Genomic DNA, 16,779 nt, shown 5'->3' on the forward strand with positions numbered 1-16,779 from the left:
GGTCAGGCGTCGAGGACCCGGCCGGCGAGGTCACCCCGGTCGAAGGAGACGAACACGTCGCCGAGCCGGTCCAGCAGGTACCGCCGTTCGTCGGCGGTGAGACCACCGACGAAGTCCTGCACCGTCTCGGCGATCACCGCGGTCTGCTGGTCGCCGCCACCGGTCAGCTTCGCGGCGACCTGTTCGAAGGTGTCGTCGAGCAGCGAGGTCAACGCGTCCGGGTGGTGCATGAACCAGTAGGACCGGGCGGTTGCCGGGTCGGTGAGCACCTTGTCCCGCAGGTAGCCCATCTGCTCCTGCTCCAACTGCTGCCGCAGCCGCTGCATCCGCAGCTCCCGGGTCAGCTTGTCGACCGTCTTCGTGTCCTGCTCGGCCTGGGCGTCCACCACCAGGCTGACCGTGCAGCCCAGCAGCCGCAGGTGCGAGGCGGTCAGATCCATCTGCGGCAGCCGGGTGTTCAGCTCGGCCTCCAGCATGGTCCGCTCGGTGACCTTGCGCGGGGCGGCGATCCGGCGGGCCGCGTCCAGCATGCACCAGCGGACCGTGGCGGCGGCCCGGTCATGCTGGCGCAGCGGCTGCCACGCCGTGGTGAACGTGGCGACGAACTCGGTGCCGGGCAGCGCGGCCGGCAGCCGGTCGGTGAACACGTCCTGGTCCGGACCGGGCAGCACCGGTACGGGGTTGCTACGGAACACGTCGAAGAAACCGGGCATCACAACTCCTCGGCGGCACTGGGAAGCAGAGACGACAGCAGCGGTGCGGACCGTGGGCGGGCCGCGATCGGGTCCGCGCGGCGCAGCTGGTCGACGAGGTGCCGGCGGAGTTCCGCCTGACGTGCCGGGTCGTCGGTGGCCGGCCAGGCGGTCAGCAGTGCGCGCAGCCGGGCCACCCGCCGGGCGGCGGCGGGACCGGCGGTGACGGTGCGGCCGAGGACGTGGGTGAGCGCGTCGACCAGCCCGGGGTCGGCCGCCGCGTCGTCGAACCACCGGTGCAGCAGGGTTTCGACGCTGCCCGGCAGCTGCCGGACGTCCAGCGCGCGGCCCAGCGCCACCCCGATCGCGTCCTGGACCACCGGGGTGGCCGCGACGAGTTCGGCGAGCACCCGGTCGGGCTGCCGGACCAGCGTCTGCGGCCCGGCGAGCTGGTCGGCCGGGCGGTGAGCCGGGGCGTCGGCCGGGTCGACTGGGCCGTGCGTCAGGCCGTCGCCGGCCCGAGGCAGCTCCGGCCGGCCGAGTAGATTCAGCGCGACGGCGGCGAGCGCGGCCCGCCGGGGCTGGTCGTCGGCCAGCCAGTACGCCAACCGCAGCAGCACCGGCTGGCGCAGCGCCGGCCGCCGCCACAGTGCCGCCAGCGCGGTGAGCACCGCCTCGTCGACCTCGGCGATGTCGTGCCGGGCCAGGTGGCCCAGCCGGACCATCGCCTGTTCGACGTAGAAGTCGGCGAACTCGCCACCGCAGACCTCGGCCACCGCGATCAGCACGGCCGGGTTGCCGCTGCCCTGCGCCCAGCGGTAGAGCTGCTGGCGGACCGCGGCACCGATCTCCGGGCTGAGCGCGGCGATGCCCAGCACGTGCACCAGCGCGCCGCGCAGCCCGGCGCGTCGGCTCCAGGCCGGTGCCACCTGGCTGAGGATCTCGGGGGTACGCCGCCGGAGCGCGGTGTGCAGCACCAGCTCGGCGCTGCGGGTGGCCAACGCACGGTCGACGGGACCGCGTCGCTGGCCGCCCCGCAGCGGCAGCTCGGACACCCACCGCCACAGTTCGCGCTGGAACGTGTCGGCCCGGTCGGTGATGACGAAGTCGAGCACCGCCTCGGCGTACCGGGCCCGGCGGTAGCGGACGGTGTGACCGTCGTCGAGGTAGGCGTCGACGGCCTCGACGAGGGTACGGACGCCGGCGTGTCCGAGGCCGGCCGGTGGCGCGTCGGTGCCGGCGAGCCGGGCGTCGAGCGCCTCGGCGGCGCCGAGTACCCGTCCCGCCGGGGCACCCTCCAACGCTGCGGCGGCGACCAGGAACGCCCGGTGGCGCGGGTCGGGATGGTGGTGGAACCAGGCGGTCAGCTCCACCTCCCAGTTGTGGTACGCCGAGACCAGCGCCTCGACCAGTTGCCGGCCGGCGTCGGATTCGGCGGTGACCGGCGGTCCGGCCGGGCCGGGCTGGGTGGTCAGCACGTCGGCGGCGAGCTGGGCCAGCCGGACCGCTTCGGCGGGTGACGCGTCGACCAGCAGCTCGGCGATCTGCGGCTGACCGGCCAGCCAGTCGAGCGCCAGATCCGGCCGGAGCTGACGCAGCCGCCGGCCGAGGACCAGGTCGGCGGGTGGCGCTGCCACCTGCAGCACCGGACCGTCGCGTACCGCGCCGAGCTGCTCCCACGTCGTACCGGTGACGGTGACCGCGATGGCCGAACCCCGCCGGGCCAGGCTGTCGCAGTAGGCACCGATGTCCCGGGCGAAGCCGTACTGGATGTGCGGCGCGTGTTCGGGCAGTTCAAGTAGGTACGCGTAGCCCGGCGCGACCGGCAGCTCCGCGATGGTCAGCTGTTCGCCGCGGGCGGGGTCGAAGGTCGGCCGGATCTCCCGCAGCCGTAGCCCGGTGCCGTGCAGCAGCCGCAGCGCGGCCGTGTACCGCCCGGTCCCGGGGCCGCCGACCAGGATCACCCCGCCGCTGCGGCGGATCCGGGCGACCGCAGTCTCGGCGGTCAGCCGGTCGCCTGCGAGGGTGCGGTAGCCGGGGTCGACGAATCCGGCGAGCCGGTCCCGTACGTACTCCGCGCTGAGCTCGTGGTAGTCCCGTACCCGCTGGACGTACTGGTGCAGACCGCCGTAGACGACGTTGGCGACCTGCCCGTCGTTGTGGTCGATGGTCACGGCGGCACCGGTGCCGCCGGCCGGCAGGTCGGGACCGCCGCCGTCGAGGTCGTCCAGCGCGTCGAGGTCGTCGAGGTCGGCCAGCTCCGGCAGGTCCCGGTCGGCGAGCTCCGACCGGGCGGGCTCGGCGAGGTCCGGCAGGTCTTGGTCGGTACGGATCATCCGTGACGTCCGCCCCGGGACTGCCACATCCCACCGTTGACCTGGTTGGCCGCCTGCCCGGAGTTGCTGCGGATCCGCAGCTCGCCGGTCTGCGCGGGCAGTCGGCCGCCAGCGTTGCCGGTGGGTGTGCGCCCGCTGTCCGGTGCCGCCGGGCCGGCCGCTGACTCGGCAGCCGGTTCGGCCGTCGTCGGCTGCGGCGCGAACCGTGGCACCGCCAGTAGGCTGCCGGACGGCTCCGGCACGTACAGCCAGGCCTGCTGGCTGAAGCTCTTGCCCGGCACGGCCGCCGCGACCTCGATGAAGTGGTCCGGATGCCGGCTGGTGTAGCCGGCCCGGACGACGTCGGTGAAGACCCGGTCGGACAGGATCGCCGCGACGTGGGTGATCGTCGGCTGGGCCGAGTCGAGCATGATCCGGACCGCGTCGGAGTCGAGCAGCCGGTGCGTCTCGTTGCGGGCGGTGCCGTTGCCGGCCCGCTCCGGCCGGTCCGGGTCGACCGGCAGCGGCCCGACATGCAGGCTGGCGCGCAGCCGGATGACCGGCTGGCCACGTGGGACACCGGCGTTGTGCTCGGCCAGCACGTGCTGCAGCACCGTCAGGAACGGGTGCACCAGGGCGGGGAGCAGCCGGGTCGGTACGCCGATCGCGAGCCCGTCGCCGCTGTCGCCGTAGAACAGTGGGTCCTGCCAGGCTTCGCCGATCGCCGCCGCCTCGAAGGCCTGCCGGACCAATTGGGGAATGAGCTGGTTGATGTCCTGATGGGTGCCGCCGGGCTCGGCGGTGAAACCTTTGGCGTCGACGGCGAGGATGCCGGTGTACGGCGGCAACTCCCGGGTCACGGTGAATGGCGGAGGTGAGACGACCACCGGTGCTCCTGTCGAGGTCGAGTTTCGTCGGCTCCGCATCGTGCCCTGGTTACCCGGCGTTTTCTGCCAACCAGTGGGCAACACGGCCATCAATGGACCAAGGCGGTCGTCGGATGGCCGGTCCGCGACCCGGACCGAACTGATCGCGGTCCCGGCCCGACAATCGGTTTCCCGCCGTCTGCTGTTCGGTCGACAGGCATTCAGGCCGGCGGATACTCAGGTCGACGAGTGGCTGCCGGACCGTGGTCCGCTGTATCCGATCCGGGCGAGCCGGCCGAGGTCGAGCAGCACGAACCGGCGGGGTGCGGTTGCGATCAACCGGTCGTCGCGGAACCGGGTGATCGCGGTCACCACCGCGTTGCGGGACGCCCCGATCAGCTGGGCCAGGCCGTCCTGAGAGAGGCCGAGGTCGAGCGAGGCCTGGTTCGGGCCGTCCGGGGTGGCCTTGGCGAGCCGGAGCAGCGCCCGGGCGAGCCGTTGCGGCACCGGCAGCGAGGCGATCTCCACCCGCTGTTCGTCGGATTCGCGCAGCCGGGCATTGGTGTAGCGGCGCAGCGCGGGGTGCAGGTCGCGGTCGTCGACCAGCTTGAGGAACTGTTCGGTGGTCAGCTTCCGGGCGGTGACCGGGCGCAGCACCGAGACGCTGGCCGACCGGGGCGTGCCGTCCAGCGCCGCGATGTCACCGAGCAGATCCCCAGTAGACCGTACGGTCAGCATTGTTTCGCTGCCGTTGGCCTCGGTCCGGTACACCTTGACCGCACCGTGGAGCAGCACGAACACGTCGCGGCTCTGCTCGTCCTGAAGGAAGAGCCCATGTTTGCGGCCCAGCTGGACCGGCTGTCCGGCCTGTTGCAGTGCCTGCCAGTCGGCGGCGGTGACGTGATTGGTGAAGCTGACCCGGACCGGGTACGCGGCGGTCATGGGGACAATGTACCGATGTGGACCGTGCGGTGGGAATCACGGTGACGGATGTCCCGATGCGCCGGACGGTCAATGCCACCGGACGGTCAATCCCGCTGGACGGTCAATGCCGCCGGACGGTCAATCCCGCTGGACGGCGTCCGGGTTGGCCAACAGGTAGTCGTCCAGTGTGCCGGTCCGTACCGCGTCGAACATCTCCAGGCTCTCCGGCGTGAGCCGTTCGGCCGCCGTACTGCTGAATCCGGCCGGATTGAACTCGCCGCCGTTGGTCTTCACCATGATGAGGTCGTTCGAGGTGATCCCGCGCAGGGTGAATACGAAATCGGCGATCGGGACGCCCCCGGTGTCCAGTACGAAGGCCTTGCCGGCTGCGGTGATCACCCGGTCGATCTTCGCCGGGTTGGTCAGTACGCCGGTACTGCTCGCCTCCTGCACCATGGCCTTCAGCAGCTGCCGCTGGTGACGCTGCCGGTCGTAGTCCCCGTTCGGCAGGCCGTAGCGCTGGCGGGAGTAGTCCAGCGCCTCCCAGCCGGCCATCCGCTTGCAGCCCTCCTCGTGCCACAGTTCCTCGCCGCCACCGACCTCGCGGGCCTCGGCCAGCCAGGTGGGCTCGCCGTCGACCAGCCGCATGTGCTGCGACTTCACCCGCTGGTCGACGCAAATCCGGACCCCGCCGAGCGCGTCGATGACGTCCCGGAAACCGCCGAAGTCGATGATCGCCGCGCCATCGAACTCGATGCCGGTCAGGTCGTTGAGGGTGAGTGCGACGAGTTGCGCGCCGCCGGACCGGCCGACTCCGTTGCGCGAGCCGGCCCGGAACACGTCGGTGATCTTCGACTCGCCGCCGGGGTATCCGCTCGGCTCGAACGCCGGTGCCTCGACCCAGGTGTCCCGGGGGACCGACACCAGGTACGCCTGGTCGTGGGTGGCCGGCACGTGCAGGATGATGATCGTGTCGGAACGCATCTCGCCAGGCCGGCTGCCCCGTTCGTCCACGCCGAGCAGCAGCATGGTGATCGGGCCGTCCAGCGCCTCGCCCCCCTGCTCCTGCGGGACCTTCGCGGCACCGGCCAGCAGGTCCTGCTGCTGGATTCGACTCGTGTACCGGTCGATCAGCAGCTTGCCGCCGACAACCGCGGTCGCGCTGGTGGCCATCAGCAGCGCGCCGACGGCGATGGTCAGCACCGCCCAGATCGGGGTGCGGCGGCCCGGTCGGGAGGCTGTCGTGGCGGGTGCGTCCGGTGCCGACATGCCGATGCTCCAGTCGAGGGGTGACGAAGGGAGGACAGCTTTGTCTTACCCGAGAGATTATCGCGTCATGCTGCGAATCTGCTGAGAAGATCCAGCTCAGCGCGACTATCTACTGTGATTCATCGATGGCTGTCCGGTGCTTGACGCGATGGGCGTCGTTGCCCGGTTCTGGCATGGTGGTGGCAGAGGGTCGACAGTGCGGTAGGGCGGCCGACCGACCGGAACAGGGGGTATACGGTGGAAATCGACGGAATCTTCTCGGCGCTGATCATCGGTCTCATCGTCGGAGCGCTCGGGCGGCTGGTCGTCCCGGGCAAGCAGAAGTTGAAAATCTGGGTCACCCTGCTGATCGGTGTGGTGGCGGCGTTGCTCGGCACTCTGGTCGCCAGCCTGTTCGGGGTGGCCGAGACCCGGGGTGTCGACTGGATCGAGCTCGCATTGCAGGTGGCGCTCGCCGCACTCGGCGTGGCGGCCATCTCCGGCGCGGCCGGCAAGCAGGGGTAGCAGTCGGCAGGCCGCAAGGCGGCAGGCAGAAAGTCAGCAGGGCCGGCCGGTCAGCCAGGTGCGTTCGATGGCCCCGAGATAGCGGTCCCGGTGCTCCTCGCGAGCCAGTGACCGCAACAGGAAGTCCATGTGGTCGCAGATCTCCCGCGCCCGCCGACTCGACTGGCAGGTCTGGTAGAGCACCGCGGCGTGCAGGTCGGCCTCGGCGTAGTTGCCGCGCAGCACCTCGTCGGTCCACCGGATCAACGACGCCCACATGGGCTTGATCTTGGCCCGTCGTTCGCTGGAGTCGAGCCGGCTGATGGCTTCGGCGGAACGGTCCCGGGCATGTGGCAGCGCCTGGCCGTGGGCGGCGAGCAGCGCCAGGAAGAACGGGGTGGAGACGAGTTCCTGGTCCAACCGGTTGGCCTGCTGGTGGGCGTCCCGGGCGGCGGTGAAGTCACCATTGTCGCGCAGCAGCAGCCCGAGACAGTTCCAGTTCTGCGCGTCGTGCGGGCCGTGCTTGGTCGAGTTGCGGGCGTAGGCCAGCGCCCGGTCCGGCCGCGCGTAGCGGTGCAGCAGGGCCAACGCCCGGTCGGCGGCGTCGGCCGGCAACCGGTGCGACATGGCGGTGGTCAGCTCCTGCTCGGCGGCGGCGTCCTCGCCGAGGTTGGTCAGCGATCGGCCCAGCCGGTAGCGCACCCGGGGGTTACGCGGATCGAGTTCGACCGCCCGGCGCAGGCATTCCACCGCCTTCTCGTAGTAGCCCTCCCAGTACGCGGCCTCTCCCTGGTTGAACAGGTAGGAGACCTCGACCTGGGTGGTCAGCCGGTGATCGAAGTCGCTGAGCCGGGACCGCATGTCCTCGATCAGCAGGTGTACCTGCTCGGACTGGCGTTCGGCTCGGCCGACCGCCGTCTCCACCCGGCCGACCAGCGTGTCGGCCTGCTCGGAGAGGGTCTCCGCCTGGTCTATGGCCCGGTCGGCCTGTGCGACGATCTCCTCGGCGACCACCCGTTGGCGGTCGAGTTCCAGCCGGGCGCGGGCACCGGTGCGCCGGATGGTGCGCAGTTCACGGACACCGACGAAACCCGCGAAGACGAAGACCACCGTCAACGCAGTGACCAAAAGGGCAAAAGCCGCGATTATTCCACCGGACCAGGCGATCACCAGTTCGGCGATCTGGATCGGGTCGGGGGAGTCCGGCTCCATGTACCCAGAGTAACCACCTTGTGCGCCCATTTGACTACCCTGAGTGGTGGAAATCTGTTTCGGTCGGGTGGCGCGGGCGTGGCGATCGGGTCACCCTGGCCATAAGCTGATCATTATGAATATGAGAGATCCTCGATCTTTTGTGTTGGCTGGTTGGCGGGTCGTCGCGACGACACTCGCCGCTACCGCGCTGGTGCTTTCCGCAACCATGGCCCATGCCGCGCCGTACACCGACCCACACGCCGAGCCCGCCGACCTCGCCTCGGCGGCGACCTCGGCGGCCGCCGAGGTGCCGCTCGACCAACTCTCCGTCACCAGCACCCAGGTCGCCTTCGGGCTGCAACGACCGACCGCGATGGTGGCTCCGGACGACGGCAGCGGCCGGCTGTTCATCACCGAGAAGGCCGGCCGGGTGCGGGTCTACCATCCGGCCTCCGGCCTGGCCGAGACGGCTCTGCTGGACATCGGCGACCGGGTCGACACCTCCGGCAACGAACGTGGCCTGCTGGGCATCGCCACGACCCCCGGATTCGCCGCCGACCCGGCGATCTACCTGGCGTACACCGCGCTGCCCGACGGCGCGGTCACCCTGTCCCGGCTGCCGCTGGACGCCGCCGACCAGCAGCCGGTGCCGGCCGACCGGGAGGAGATCCTGCTCAGCCAGCCGCACGCCGAGTACGCCAACCACAACGGCGGGCAGCTCGCCTTCGGCCCGGACGGCCACCTCTACTGGAGCATCGGCGACGGCGGCGGCGCCGACGACGTGCTCGGCACCGGACAGGACCTCGGCACCCTGCTCGGCAAGATCCTCCGGCTGGACGTTTCGGCCGCCTGCGGCGACCTTGCGTACTGCGTACCGGCGGACAACCCGTTCGTCGGCGAAGCCGGCGCCCGCGCCGAGATCTGGGCGTACGGCCTGCGCAACCCGTGGCGGTTCTCGTTCGACCCGGCGGACGGCTCGCTGTGGATCGCCGACGTCGGACAGGGCAGCTACGAGGAGGTCAACCATCTGCGCGGGGTGGCCGGGGCCAACCTCGGCTGGTCCTGTCGGGAAGGTCCGGTCGAGTTCGACCCGCAGCGGTGCGACCCGGCGGCCGAGTACGTCGACCCGGTGTTCCACTACCAGACCTCGGTCGGCGGCTGCGCGGTGATCGGCGGCCACGTCTACCGGGGCAGCGAATCCGCCGCTACCGGCACCTACCTGGCCACCGACTACTGCTCGGCGACCGCGTACGCGATCCGGCCCGACGCGGACGGTGGGTACGACACTGCGGTCATCGGCGAGCTGCCGATCCAGCCGACCACCCTCGCGGTGGCCGCGGACGGCGAGTTCTACCTCGCCAACGACCTGCCCGGCCAGCTGCACCGGATCACCTTCGAGGCCGACGAACCGGATCCGGTCGCCGAGTGCCTGGTCGACTACCGGGTGGACAGCGACTGGGGGTCGGGTTTCACCGTGACGGTCGGCGTCACCAACACCGGTGACGAGCCGATCGACGGCTGGTCGCTCGGTTGGTCGTTCGCCGGCGCACAGCAGGTAGCGGTCGCCTGGAACGCGGTGATCACCCAGGACGCGGCGACGGTGACCGCCACCAACGCCGCCTGGAACGCGTCACTGCCGGCTGGCGGCCGGGTCGAGTTCGGCTTCCTCGGCGGCGGCGGGGCAGGCGCCGGACCGGTGCCGGCCGGGTTCACCCTCAACGGCCTGCCCTGCGACCCGGCGCCGGCGGTGACCACCGGCTAGAACCGGCTGACTGCCGGTCGTAACCGGTTGGAGCCGATTGAAGCCGATTGGAGGCCAACACCGTCCCGGGGTGGGGGTACCGGTCGAGCTTGATGCCGCAGGTGCATTCTGATGCACCTGCGGCATCAGCCCTGGCAGGTGCGGTCAGTTCAGTGGCCGGGCGACCACCGGCTCGCCGGGCGGGAACTCCTCCGGGTCGACCACGGCGATCGCCCCGCCGCCGAAGAAACCGTGGTTGACCAGGACCAGCCGGTGACAGTCCGGGTCACCGGTGCGGTCCGGCAACTGGCCGGCCAACGCCCGTACCTTGGTCGCGGACGTCTCGTCGAGGGTGAAGCCGTCCGGCCCCCACACCCCACGCACCTGGAAGAACTCCTGCTCGCTGCGCTGCACGTCGCCGTTGAGGACGATCATCCGGTCGGAGCCGGTCAGCGCGCTGGACGCCTCGTTCAGCCCCCACGCCGAGTAGGTCGCGCTGCCGGATTCGGGTGCTTCGCCGATCCCGATCCCGGTGCACCCGGCGATCGACAGCACGGCGACGGCCGTCGCCAGCCAGGCGGCGAGCCGCACCGCGACGGCGCCATGCGCGATATGCCCGTGATGCCGTTTGGCAACCATTTCGCGATCGTCGCACACGCCAGCGGGCCCCCGCTCGCTTGCCGGTCTACCGCGTCTCCGCCGGCCGGGGCGTAACGCCCAGTTGGGCACAGGCCTCCTGGTACATCCGGACCACCTCGTGGCGAACCTGGACCCGTTCGGTGAGCCGGTACGCGAACGGCACCCGGACCGGCACCTCGACGCCGGCCACGGTGGCGGTGAACTCGATGCCGTCGGCGTCCAGGCCGGTCATCCGGGCCGCCGTCGCCTGCGGGGTGCCACCTAGCGACCGGCAGATCAGCAACGAGTCGGCCGCGTGGTCGTCGTTCATGTGCCGAGCCACCTGGGCGACCACCTCGGCGGTGAACGGGCCGGTCACGCCGCCGACTCCATCGACTCCGGCGCCACCGGCTTCGGCTCCTGCTCCTGGCCCAGCTCGGCGAGGACCGCGGAGTTGTGCCGGTAGGCCACCGCCACCTCGCCGACCAGAGCCGCCTCGGCGGTGACGTCCAGCGGCAGGGCGTCCAGCCGGGCCCGGTACGCGTTCTTGTATCCACGCGGATCGTCGATGCCGGCGAAGTGGTAGAACGCCACGCCGCTCTCCTCGGTCAGCTCGTACGTCTGCGCCACCTGACGGCCGATGAACAACCCGCCGGACAGGTCACCGAGGTACCGGGTGTAGTGGTGGGCGATGAACGCTGGCGCGAAGGTGAAACAGACCTCCTGCATCCGGGCGACGTAGCGGCGGGTCGCCAGGCTCGGGGCGATCCGGCCGGCCCAGTCCGGGCCGAGCAGGTACGCCAGGTCGGCCTCCAACGCCGGCAACCGGGTCAACCGGTCGTCGACGAAACCGCCGGCCAGCGGATCGTCGCGCATCGCGTCGGCCGCCTCCTCCAGCACCTGGTAGATGAAGTAGTGCTGGGCGACCAGGTCGGCGTACCGCTGCCGGGGCAGCTCCCCGGCGACCAGCGCGGAGACGTACCGCTGGGACTCGGCCGCCTGGTGGTCCTGCCAACTTGCCGCCCGCAGCCGGGCGGAGAAGGTGTCACTCATGTCGGGGGTTCCTTTCCTTGCCGGGTGGGGTGCTGCCGTCGCGGAACAACCAGCGGGAGTCGGGTCTCGGGGTGCGGCAACACCTCGATGTCGTGCCGGTACACCTCACTGAGCAGTGCACCGGTGAGGACCTGGTCGGGTGGTCCGACGGCCCGCAGCCGGCCGGCCGACAGCAACGCGATCCGGTCCGCGTACGCACCGGCCAGACCGAGGTCGTGCAGCACCACCACGACGGCGTCACCGGCGGCGGCCCGCTGCCGGGCGAGCCGCAGCACCAGCTCCTGGTGGTGCAGGTCGAGGGCGGCGGTCGGTTCGTCGAGCAGCAGCGCGGCGGCCCGCTGGGCGAGCACCCGGGCCAGCGCCGCGCGGGCCTGCTCGCCGCCCGACAGCGAGGTGAAGGTACGGTCCGCGAACCGCGCCACGTCGGTGGCCGTCAGACACTCCTCGACGATCGGGTCGTCGGACTCCTCGGCGGGCAACCCGGCCCACGGTGCCCGGCCCATCCGGACCACCTCGGCGACGGCGAACGGGAAGGACAGCACGCTGCGCTGGGTCAGCACCGCCCGACGCAGCGCCAGCTCGGTCGAGGTCCAGGCGGACTGCGGCGCGCCGTCGATCCGGATCGCGCCAGCGGCCGCCGCGACGTCGCCGCCGATGGCGGCGAGCAGCGTCGACTTGCCGGCACCGTTGGGACCGACCAGGGCGACCACCTCGCCAGTGTGAACCACCAGGTCGACCTGGTCGAGCACCGCCCGCCCGCCGAGTTCGACCCGCAGCCGGTCGATCTCGATCAGCGCGTTGCCGGCCGGCCGGGCGGCCGGCACCCGGACGGGCCTGCGCCGGCCGAGCAGCCGCCCCGGACGCCCGCCGAGCAGCCGCCCCGGCGGGCTCATCCCCAACCTCCGGCCCGGCGCCGGGTACGGCGCAGCAGCCAGAAGAAGGCGGGTCCGCCGACCACCGCGGTGAGCACCCCGAGCGGCAGTTCCTGGTACTCGACCAGGGTCCGGGCGGCCAGATCGGCGGCGATCACCACTACCGCCCCGCCGAGCGCGCTGGCCGGTAGCAGCACCCGGTGCCCGGGTCCGGCGACCATCCGGACCAGGTGCGGCACCACCAGACCGATGAAGCTGATCACGCCGGTGAAGGCCACCGCGGCGGCACCGAGCAGCGCGGTGACGATGATCATGCGTACCCGGAGCCGTTCCACGTCCACCCCGAGGTGACGTGCGGAGCGTTCGCCGAGGGCGAGCAGGTCCAGCTTGCCGGCCGAGGCGAGTGCGGCGGCCAACCCGACGACCAGGCAGGGCAGGGCGACCGCCACCGCGTTCCAGTTGGCCTGGGCCAGGCTGCCGAGGTTCCAGAAGGCGATCGCCTGCACCCCGGCCGCGTCGGTGACGAACATCAGCAGACCGATCGCGGCACCGGCGACCGCGTTGACCGCGATGCCGGTGAGCACCAGGGTGACCACCTCGGTACGTCCGTCGGCGCGGGACAACGCGTACACCAGGTAGGTGGTGGCCAGCCCGCCGGCGAACGCGGCAGCGGCCAGCGTCCAGCCGCCGAGCGTGGAGATTCCGGTGACGATGGCCAGGGCGGCGCCGACCGCCGCACCGGAGGAGACCCCGATGACCCCGGGTTCGGCCAGCGGGTTGCCGAAGACGCCCTGCATGACGGCGCCGGCGCAGCCGAGCGACGCGCCGACGATTCCGGCCAGGACGACCCGGGGGAACCGGACGATCCACAGCGCGTTCTCGCCGTGCGGTGCGGCCGGCAGCGCGCCGATCTCCAGACCGAGCCGGTGCAGCACCGAGGCGACCACCTCGGCCGGGGCGATCTGCACCTGTCCGGAGCCGGCGGCGACCACGCCGACGACGAGCAGCGTGCCGGCGAGGCCGGTGAGCAGCAGCGGACGGCGGTTGGCGAGTACGGGAGCGGTCACGCCGTCACCGGCATTCGTGGATGGCGCGGGCGAGAGCCTGGATCGCCTTCCCGGTACGGGTGCCGAAGTTGAGCAGCACGGTGTCGTCCATGTCGATGATCCGTCGCTGCTGGCCGGCCGGGGTCTGGGCGACGCCGGGCATGGCGACCAGGCCGTCCACCCCGCCGACCGATTCGAGGCCCTTGGTCATCACCAGGATGACGTCCGGTGCGGCGTTGATCAGACCCTCGCTGGTCAGTGGCCGGAACCGGGCCAGTCCGATGGCGGTGCCGGCGTCCTCGCCGCCGGCTGCGGCGATCATCGCGTCCGAGCCGGCACCTTCGCCGCCCATCAGGTAGACGCCGGCGGTGCCGCGCAGGTAGAGGAAGGCGACCCGGGGTCGCTCGGCGTCGTCCGCGATGCCGTCGCGGGCGGCGGCGATCTCGCCTTCGACCCGGGCGACGAGTGCCTCGCCGGCGTCGGCGACGCCGAGCGCGGCGGCCACCTCACGGATGTGCACCGGTACGGCGGCCAGGCTCTGTTCGTCGCCGATCCGTACCACCGGAATGCCGGCGGCGCGGAGCTGGTCGAGCACCTCGGGCGGGCCGATGCTGTCGTCGAGCAGCACCACGCTGGGGTCCAGCGCCATGACCGCCTCGGTGGACAGATCGTGTCCGCCGGGGGTGACCAGCGGCAGGTCGGCGGCGGCCGGGAAGTCGGTGGAGGTGTCCCGCCCGACGACCCGGTCACCGAGGCCGAGGCTGAAGACGATCTCGGCGATGGAGCCGTACAGGTTCACCGCGAGGATGCGGTCGGCGTCGGTCACCGTGACCCGGTCGCCGGCGGCGTCGGTGACGGTGACCGGCAACGCCGGCTGCGGCGCCGGGTCCAGCGGGGTCACCGCGTCGTCGGCGACGACGGCGGTGACCGGCCCGCAGGTCGCCGGTTCCGGTGCCGCGCCTGGGTTGGCGGCGCTGTCGGCGCAGCCGGCCACCGGGCCGACGAGCAGCGCGGCGGCGAGCAGCCCGACCAGGGTCGGGCGGTTCACGACCAGCGTCGGGCGGTTCACGACCGGCTCCGGCGGTGCCGGCGGCGGACAGCGGACAGCCCGGCCAGCGCCAGTACGCCGAGCGCCAGCAGGATCAGCGTGCTGCTCCACCACCGGCCGGCCGGGCCGACGGTGCTGACCCGGGTGACCGCCAACCCGGTCGGTTCGGTGCCGGCGACGGCGGTCGGGCCGGCGGTGTCGTCGGTCGGTTGGCCGGTGGTGGCACCGGCGGCTGGTGCGGAGCCGCTGGGGTCACCGGCCGTACCGTCGGTGTCGGACGGGCCTGCGGCGTCGCCGGTTGCCGGGGCCGGTGGCGCGGTGGTCCGGTCCGGGCTGCCGGCAGCCGGGGCGGCGCTGGTGCGGGCGGGCGCGGCGGCGGCCGCGAAGCTGATCGGGACGCGTACGTCCTGACTGCGGTCGCTGGTCCGGGTGTGGTCGGCGCGGGTGACCACCGAGCAGGTGCGTACGGTGCAGTCGACGTCGCCGATCCTCGCGGTCAGCGGGACCCGGACCTGGAACGAGCCGCCGTCGCCGTACGGCACGGCCAGTCCTTCGCCGTACGACGGAGGGTTGCTGGAGATCCAGTGCGAGCTGCCGCTGCCGCCGGAGGTGTCCACCCCGCCGCCGCACGGTGTCGGCAGCGCCCCGTCGCCGTTGTCCACACAGAACCCGACGTAGATGCCCTTGTTGGTGTCGTACCCGGTGCCGGTAACCGTGACGGTCGCGCCGGAGCGACTGATGCCGGTGGAGTCGGAGACGGTGAGTCGCTGGCCGCCGGATCCGGTCGCGGAGGTGTCCGCGTGGGCCGGCGACGCCAACGGTGGTGCGGCGAGTACGGCGGCGGTCGCGACGACGGCGGTCGCGGCGGTGGCGGTTACGACCGCCAAGGTCGCGGTGACCCGGCCGCTGAGCAGCGGCGTTGGCATGGGTGATCCCTCCGACGATCGTCGGTTGAGTTCTCAATGAAGGTTTGCCTAACCTAAGTCACCGTCGCAGTTCGGGACAAGGGTCCGACCGGGTCGAAGATCAGGTACCCCTGCCGGAACCGCTTCTGGTTAGGCATGGCTAACCTAACCTCGATCGCATGCCGTGTCCACAGCAGAAGTGGAACACGGTGAGTAACTATCCGGAAAGGACCAGTCGATGATCACATCCAGAGCTGGTGCTCTGGGGCGACGGTCGGCGACCTGGGCGGCTGCGGCCGTGCTCGGCGCCGCGACCGCACTCGTCGGCGCCGCACCCGCAGTGGCTGCCCCTGCCGACATCACCGAGGGAAGCCTGAACTGGGGCTTCAAGGAGTCGTTCCGCAACTACGTGTCGTCCGGCGACGGCAACCCGCCGATCGCGGTGAGTGACGGTGCGTCGATCAACGCCGATGGCACGTTCGCCTTTCCGTCCACCGGTGGCAGCTACGACGCCGAGACCGGTGAGACGAACGCCACGTACGGCGGCACGGTCGTCTTCTCGTTCCCGGCGCACACGTTCACCATCACCCTGGCCAACCCGACGGTGGCCATCTCCGGCGGCACCGCCGTCCTCAAGGCAGACGTCGAACTGGAAAGCACCGCGTTCCCGTCGGTCGACGTCACCCAGGCGGTCATCGCCGACCTCACCACCACCGACGCCAACCTGGCGGCTGGTGCGGACGGCATCACCGGCACCGACCTGACCGCCATTCTGACCGCTGAGGGCGCCACCGCCTTCGCCGGCTTCTACCCGGCCGGCCAGGTCCTCGATCCGCTGTCGTTCGAGGCGGTCACCTCCGGCGGCGGTGGACCGACCGCTCCGTCGGTCGACGTCACCCCGGACACCGACGTCGACCCGGCCGGCGCCACCATCACCGTCGACGGCAGCGGCTTCGACCCGCAGGCCAATGACGCCGCCGGGATCTACGTGTCGTTCGGCCCGAAGGTCGACGAACACTGGACCAACGCCAGCGTCCTGCAGGTCACCAAGTGGGTGAGCAGCACCAACGAGCCGACCGATGCCCGGGACACGATGAACCCGGACGGCTCGTTCAGCACCACGCTGCCGATCAGTGCCCAGTACACCGACCGCAACGGCAACGCGGTCGACTGCACCGTCACCCAGTGCTATGTGATCACCTTCGCTGCGCGCGGGTCCGCCGACCGCAGCCAGGACACCTTCACTCCGATCAGCTTCGCGGCCCCGGCCGGCGGCGGCGACGCCAGCCAGCAGATCGCCGCGACCGTGCTGGGCGGCGGCCCGCTCACGCTCAGCGTGGCCGGTTCCTCGGTCACCCTGCCGCCGACCGGCAACGGCGCCGTCACCAGCGGCGAACTGAACACCGCCACCGTGTCCGACCTGCGCGGCACCAACGCCGGCTGGAGTCTGGTCGGTCAGGTGGGTGACTTCGTCGCCGCCGGCGGCGCGGTCATCGCGGCGGACAACCTCGGCTGGGCGCCCACCGCATCGGTGGTGGACGACCCGCTGGTCGGGCAGAGCGGCACGGTCACCCCGGGCGCGGTGGCCGACCCGGGTGCCGGACTCGGCACCGCCCGGGCATTGTGCACCTCGGCGGCCGGCGCCAGCGCCGGCAGCTTCACCTGCGGCGCGCAGCTCAACCTCGGCGTACCCGCTGCGGCGGCGCCGGGCGACTACACCGCGACCCTGACGCTGACCCTGTCCTGAGGATCA

The 16,779-nt window shown here is 71.8% G+C and carries 16 protein-coding genes; 3 read left to right on the forward strand and 13 right to left on the reverse strand.

Annotation, left to right across the window (positions count from 1 at the left end):
• Positions 1-2: 2 nt before the first annotated feature.
• From O7629_RS32635 to O7629_RS32655, 5 genes are all read right to left on the reverse strand, one after another.
• Positions 3-713, reverse strand: coding sequence for a hypothetical protein (locus tag O7629_RS32635; RefSeq protein WP_278174172.1), 711 nt, complete (start codon positions 711-713; stop codon positions 3-5).
• Positions 713-3,028 (reverse strand): hypothetical protein, encoded by a 2,316-nt coding sequence (locus tag O7629_RS32640; RefSeq protein ID WP_278174174.1) that lies wholly within the window; start codon positions 3,026-3,028, stop codon positions 713-715. Before O7629_RS32640 ends, O7629_RS32635 begins: the two co-directional genes overlap by 1 nt.
• Positions 3,025-3,894 (reverse strand): hypothetical protein, encoded by an 870-nt coding sequence (locus O7629_RS32645; RefSeq protein WP_278174176.1) that lies wholly within the window; start codon positions 3,892-3,894, stop codon positions 3,025-3,027. Before O7629_RS32645 ends, O7629_RS32640 begins: the two co-directional genes overlap by 4 nt.
• A 216-nt stretch (positions 3,895-4,110) precedes the next feature.
• Positions 4,111-4,815 (reverse strand): Crp/Fnr family transcriptional regulator, encoded by a 705-nt coding sequence (locus O7629_RS32650; RefSeq protein ID WP_278174177.1) that lies wholly within the window; start codon positions 4,813-4,815, stop codon positions 4,111-4,113.
• A gap of 120 nt (positions 4,816-4,935) precedes the next feature.
• Complete coding sequence (locus tag O7629_RS32655) at positions 4,936-6,066, reverse strand: LCP family protein (protein WP_278174178.1); 1,131 nt, start codon at positions 6,064-6,066, stop codon at positions 4,936-4,938.
• Positions 6,067-6,303: 237 nt separating this feature from the next.
• On the opposite strand from O7629_RS32655, the gene O7629_RS32660 reads away from it, so the two are divergent.
• Complete coding sequence (locus O7629_RS32660; protein WP_278174180.1) at positions 6,304-6,570, forward strand: GlsB/YeaQ/YmgE family stress response membrane protein; 267 nt, start codon at positions 6,304-6,306, stop codon at positions 6,568-6,570.
• A 33-nt stretch (positions 6,571-6,603) separates the two neighbouring features.
• On the opposite strand, the gene O7629_RS32665 is transcribed toward O7629_RS32660, so the two are convergent.
• Positions 6,604-7,761 (reverse strand): tetratricopeptide repeat protein, encoded by a 1,158-nt coding sequence (locus O7629_RS32665; RefSeq protein WP_278174181.1) that lies wholly within the window; start codon positions 7,759-7,761, stop codon positions 6,604-6,606.
• A gap of 121 nt (positions 7,762-7,882) precedes the next feature.
• Here O7629_RS32665 and O7629_RS32670 point away from each other — a divergent pair, with 121 nt between their 5' ends.
• Entirely contained in the window at positions 7,883-9,505 is a 1,623-nt protein-coding gene (locus tag O7629_RS32670) for a PQQ-dependent sugar dehydrogenase (RefSeq protein WP_278174182.1), read from the forward strand.
• A gap of 144 nt (positions 9,506-9,649) precedes the next feature.
• On the opposite strand, the gene O7629_RS32675 is transcribed toward O7629_RS32670, so the two are convergent.
• Genes O7629_RS32675 through O7629_RS32705 form a run of 7 tightly spaced genes read right to left on the reverse strand, consistent with a single transcriptional unit; the run spans position 9,650 to position 15,047 of the window.
• The gene (locus O7629_RS32675; RefSeq protein WP_278174184.1) at positions 9,650-10,123 is read right to left on the reverse strand and encodes a hypothetical protein; all 474 of its coding nucleotides are present in this window, start codon (positions 10,121-10,123) and stop codon (positions 9,650-9,652) included.
• Between the two features lie 46 nt (positions 10,124-10,169).
• Complete coding sequence (locus O7629_RS32680; protein ID WP_278174185.1) at positions 10,170-10,481, reverse strand: DUF2470 domain-containing protein; 312 nt, start codon at positions 10,479-10,481, stop codon at positions 10,170-10,172.
• Positions 10,478-11,155, reverse strand: a complete 678-nt coding sequence (locus O7629_RS32685) for a biliverdin-producing heme oxygenase (RefSeq protein WP_278174186.1) — start codon at positions 11,153-11,155, stop codon at positions 10,478-10,480. Before O7629_RS32685 ends, O7629_RS32680 begins: the two co-directional genes overlap by 4 nt.
• Positions 11,152-12,048 carry a heme ABC transporter ATP-binding protein gene (locus tag O7629_RS32690; protein WP_278174187.1) on the reverse strand — a complete coding sequence of 299 codons (897 nt, stop codon included), beginning with the start codon at positions 12,046-12,048 and terminating at the stop codon, positions 11,152-11,154. Before O7629_RS32690 ends, O7629_RS32685 begins: the two co-directional genes overlap by 4 nt.
• A complete protein-coding gene (locus tag O7629_RS32695; RefSeq protein WP_278174188.1) occupies positions 12,045-13,094 on the reverse strand; it encodes an iron ABC transporter permease in 1,050 nt (349 codons plus the stop codon). Before O7629_RS32695 ends, O7629_RS32690 begins: the two co-directional genes overlap by 4 nt.
• 4 nt (positions 13,095-13,098) lie before the next feature.
• The gene (locus O7629_RS32700) at positions 13,099-14,142 is read right to left on the reverse strand and encodes an ABC transporter substrate-binding protein (RefSeq protein ID WP_278174189.1); all 1,044 of its coding nucleotides are present in this window, start codon (positions 14,140-14,142) and stop codon (positions 13,099-13,101) included.
• Entirely contained in the window at positions 14,139-15,047 is a 909-nt protein-coding gene (locus O7629_RS32705) for a hypothetical protein (RefSeq protein WP_278174190.1), read from the reverse strand. Before O7629_RS32705 ends, O7629_RS32700 begins: the two co-directional genes overlap by 4 nt.
• A 217-nt stretch (positions 15,048-15,264) precedes the next feature.
• On the opposite strand from O7629_RS32705, the gene O7629_RS32710 reads away from it, so the two are divergent.
• A complete protein-coding gene (locus O7629_RS32710) occupies positions 15,265-16,773 on the forward strand; it encodes an HtaA domain-containing protein (RefSeq protein WP_278174191.1) in 1,509 nt (502 codons plus the stop codon).
• The last annotated feature ends 6 nt before the right edge of the window (positions 16,774-16,779 follow it).

The organism is Solwaraspora sp. WMMD792 (assembly GCF_029626105.1).
Lineage (GTDB): Bacteria > Actinomycetota > Actinomycetes > Mycobacteriales > Micromonosporaceae > Micromonospora_E.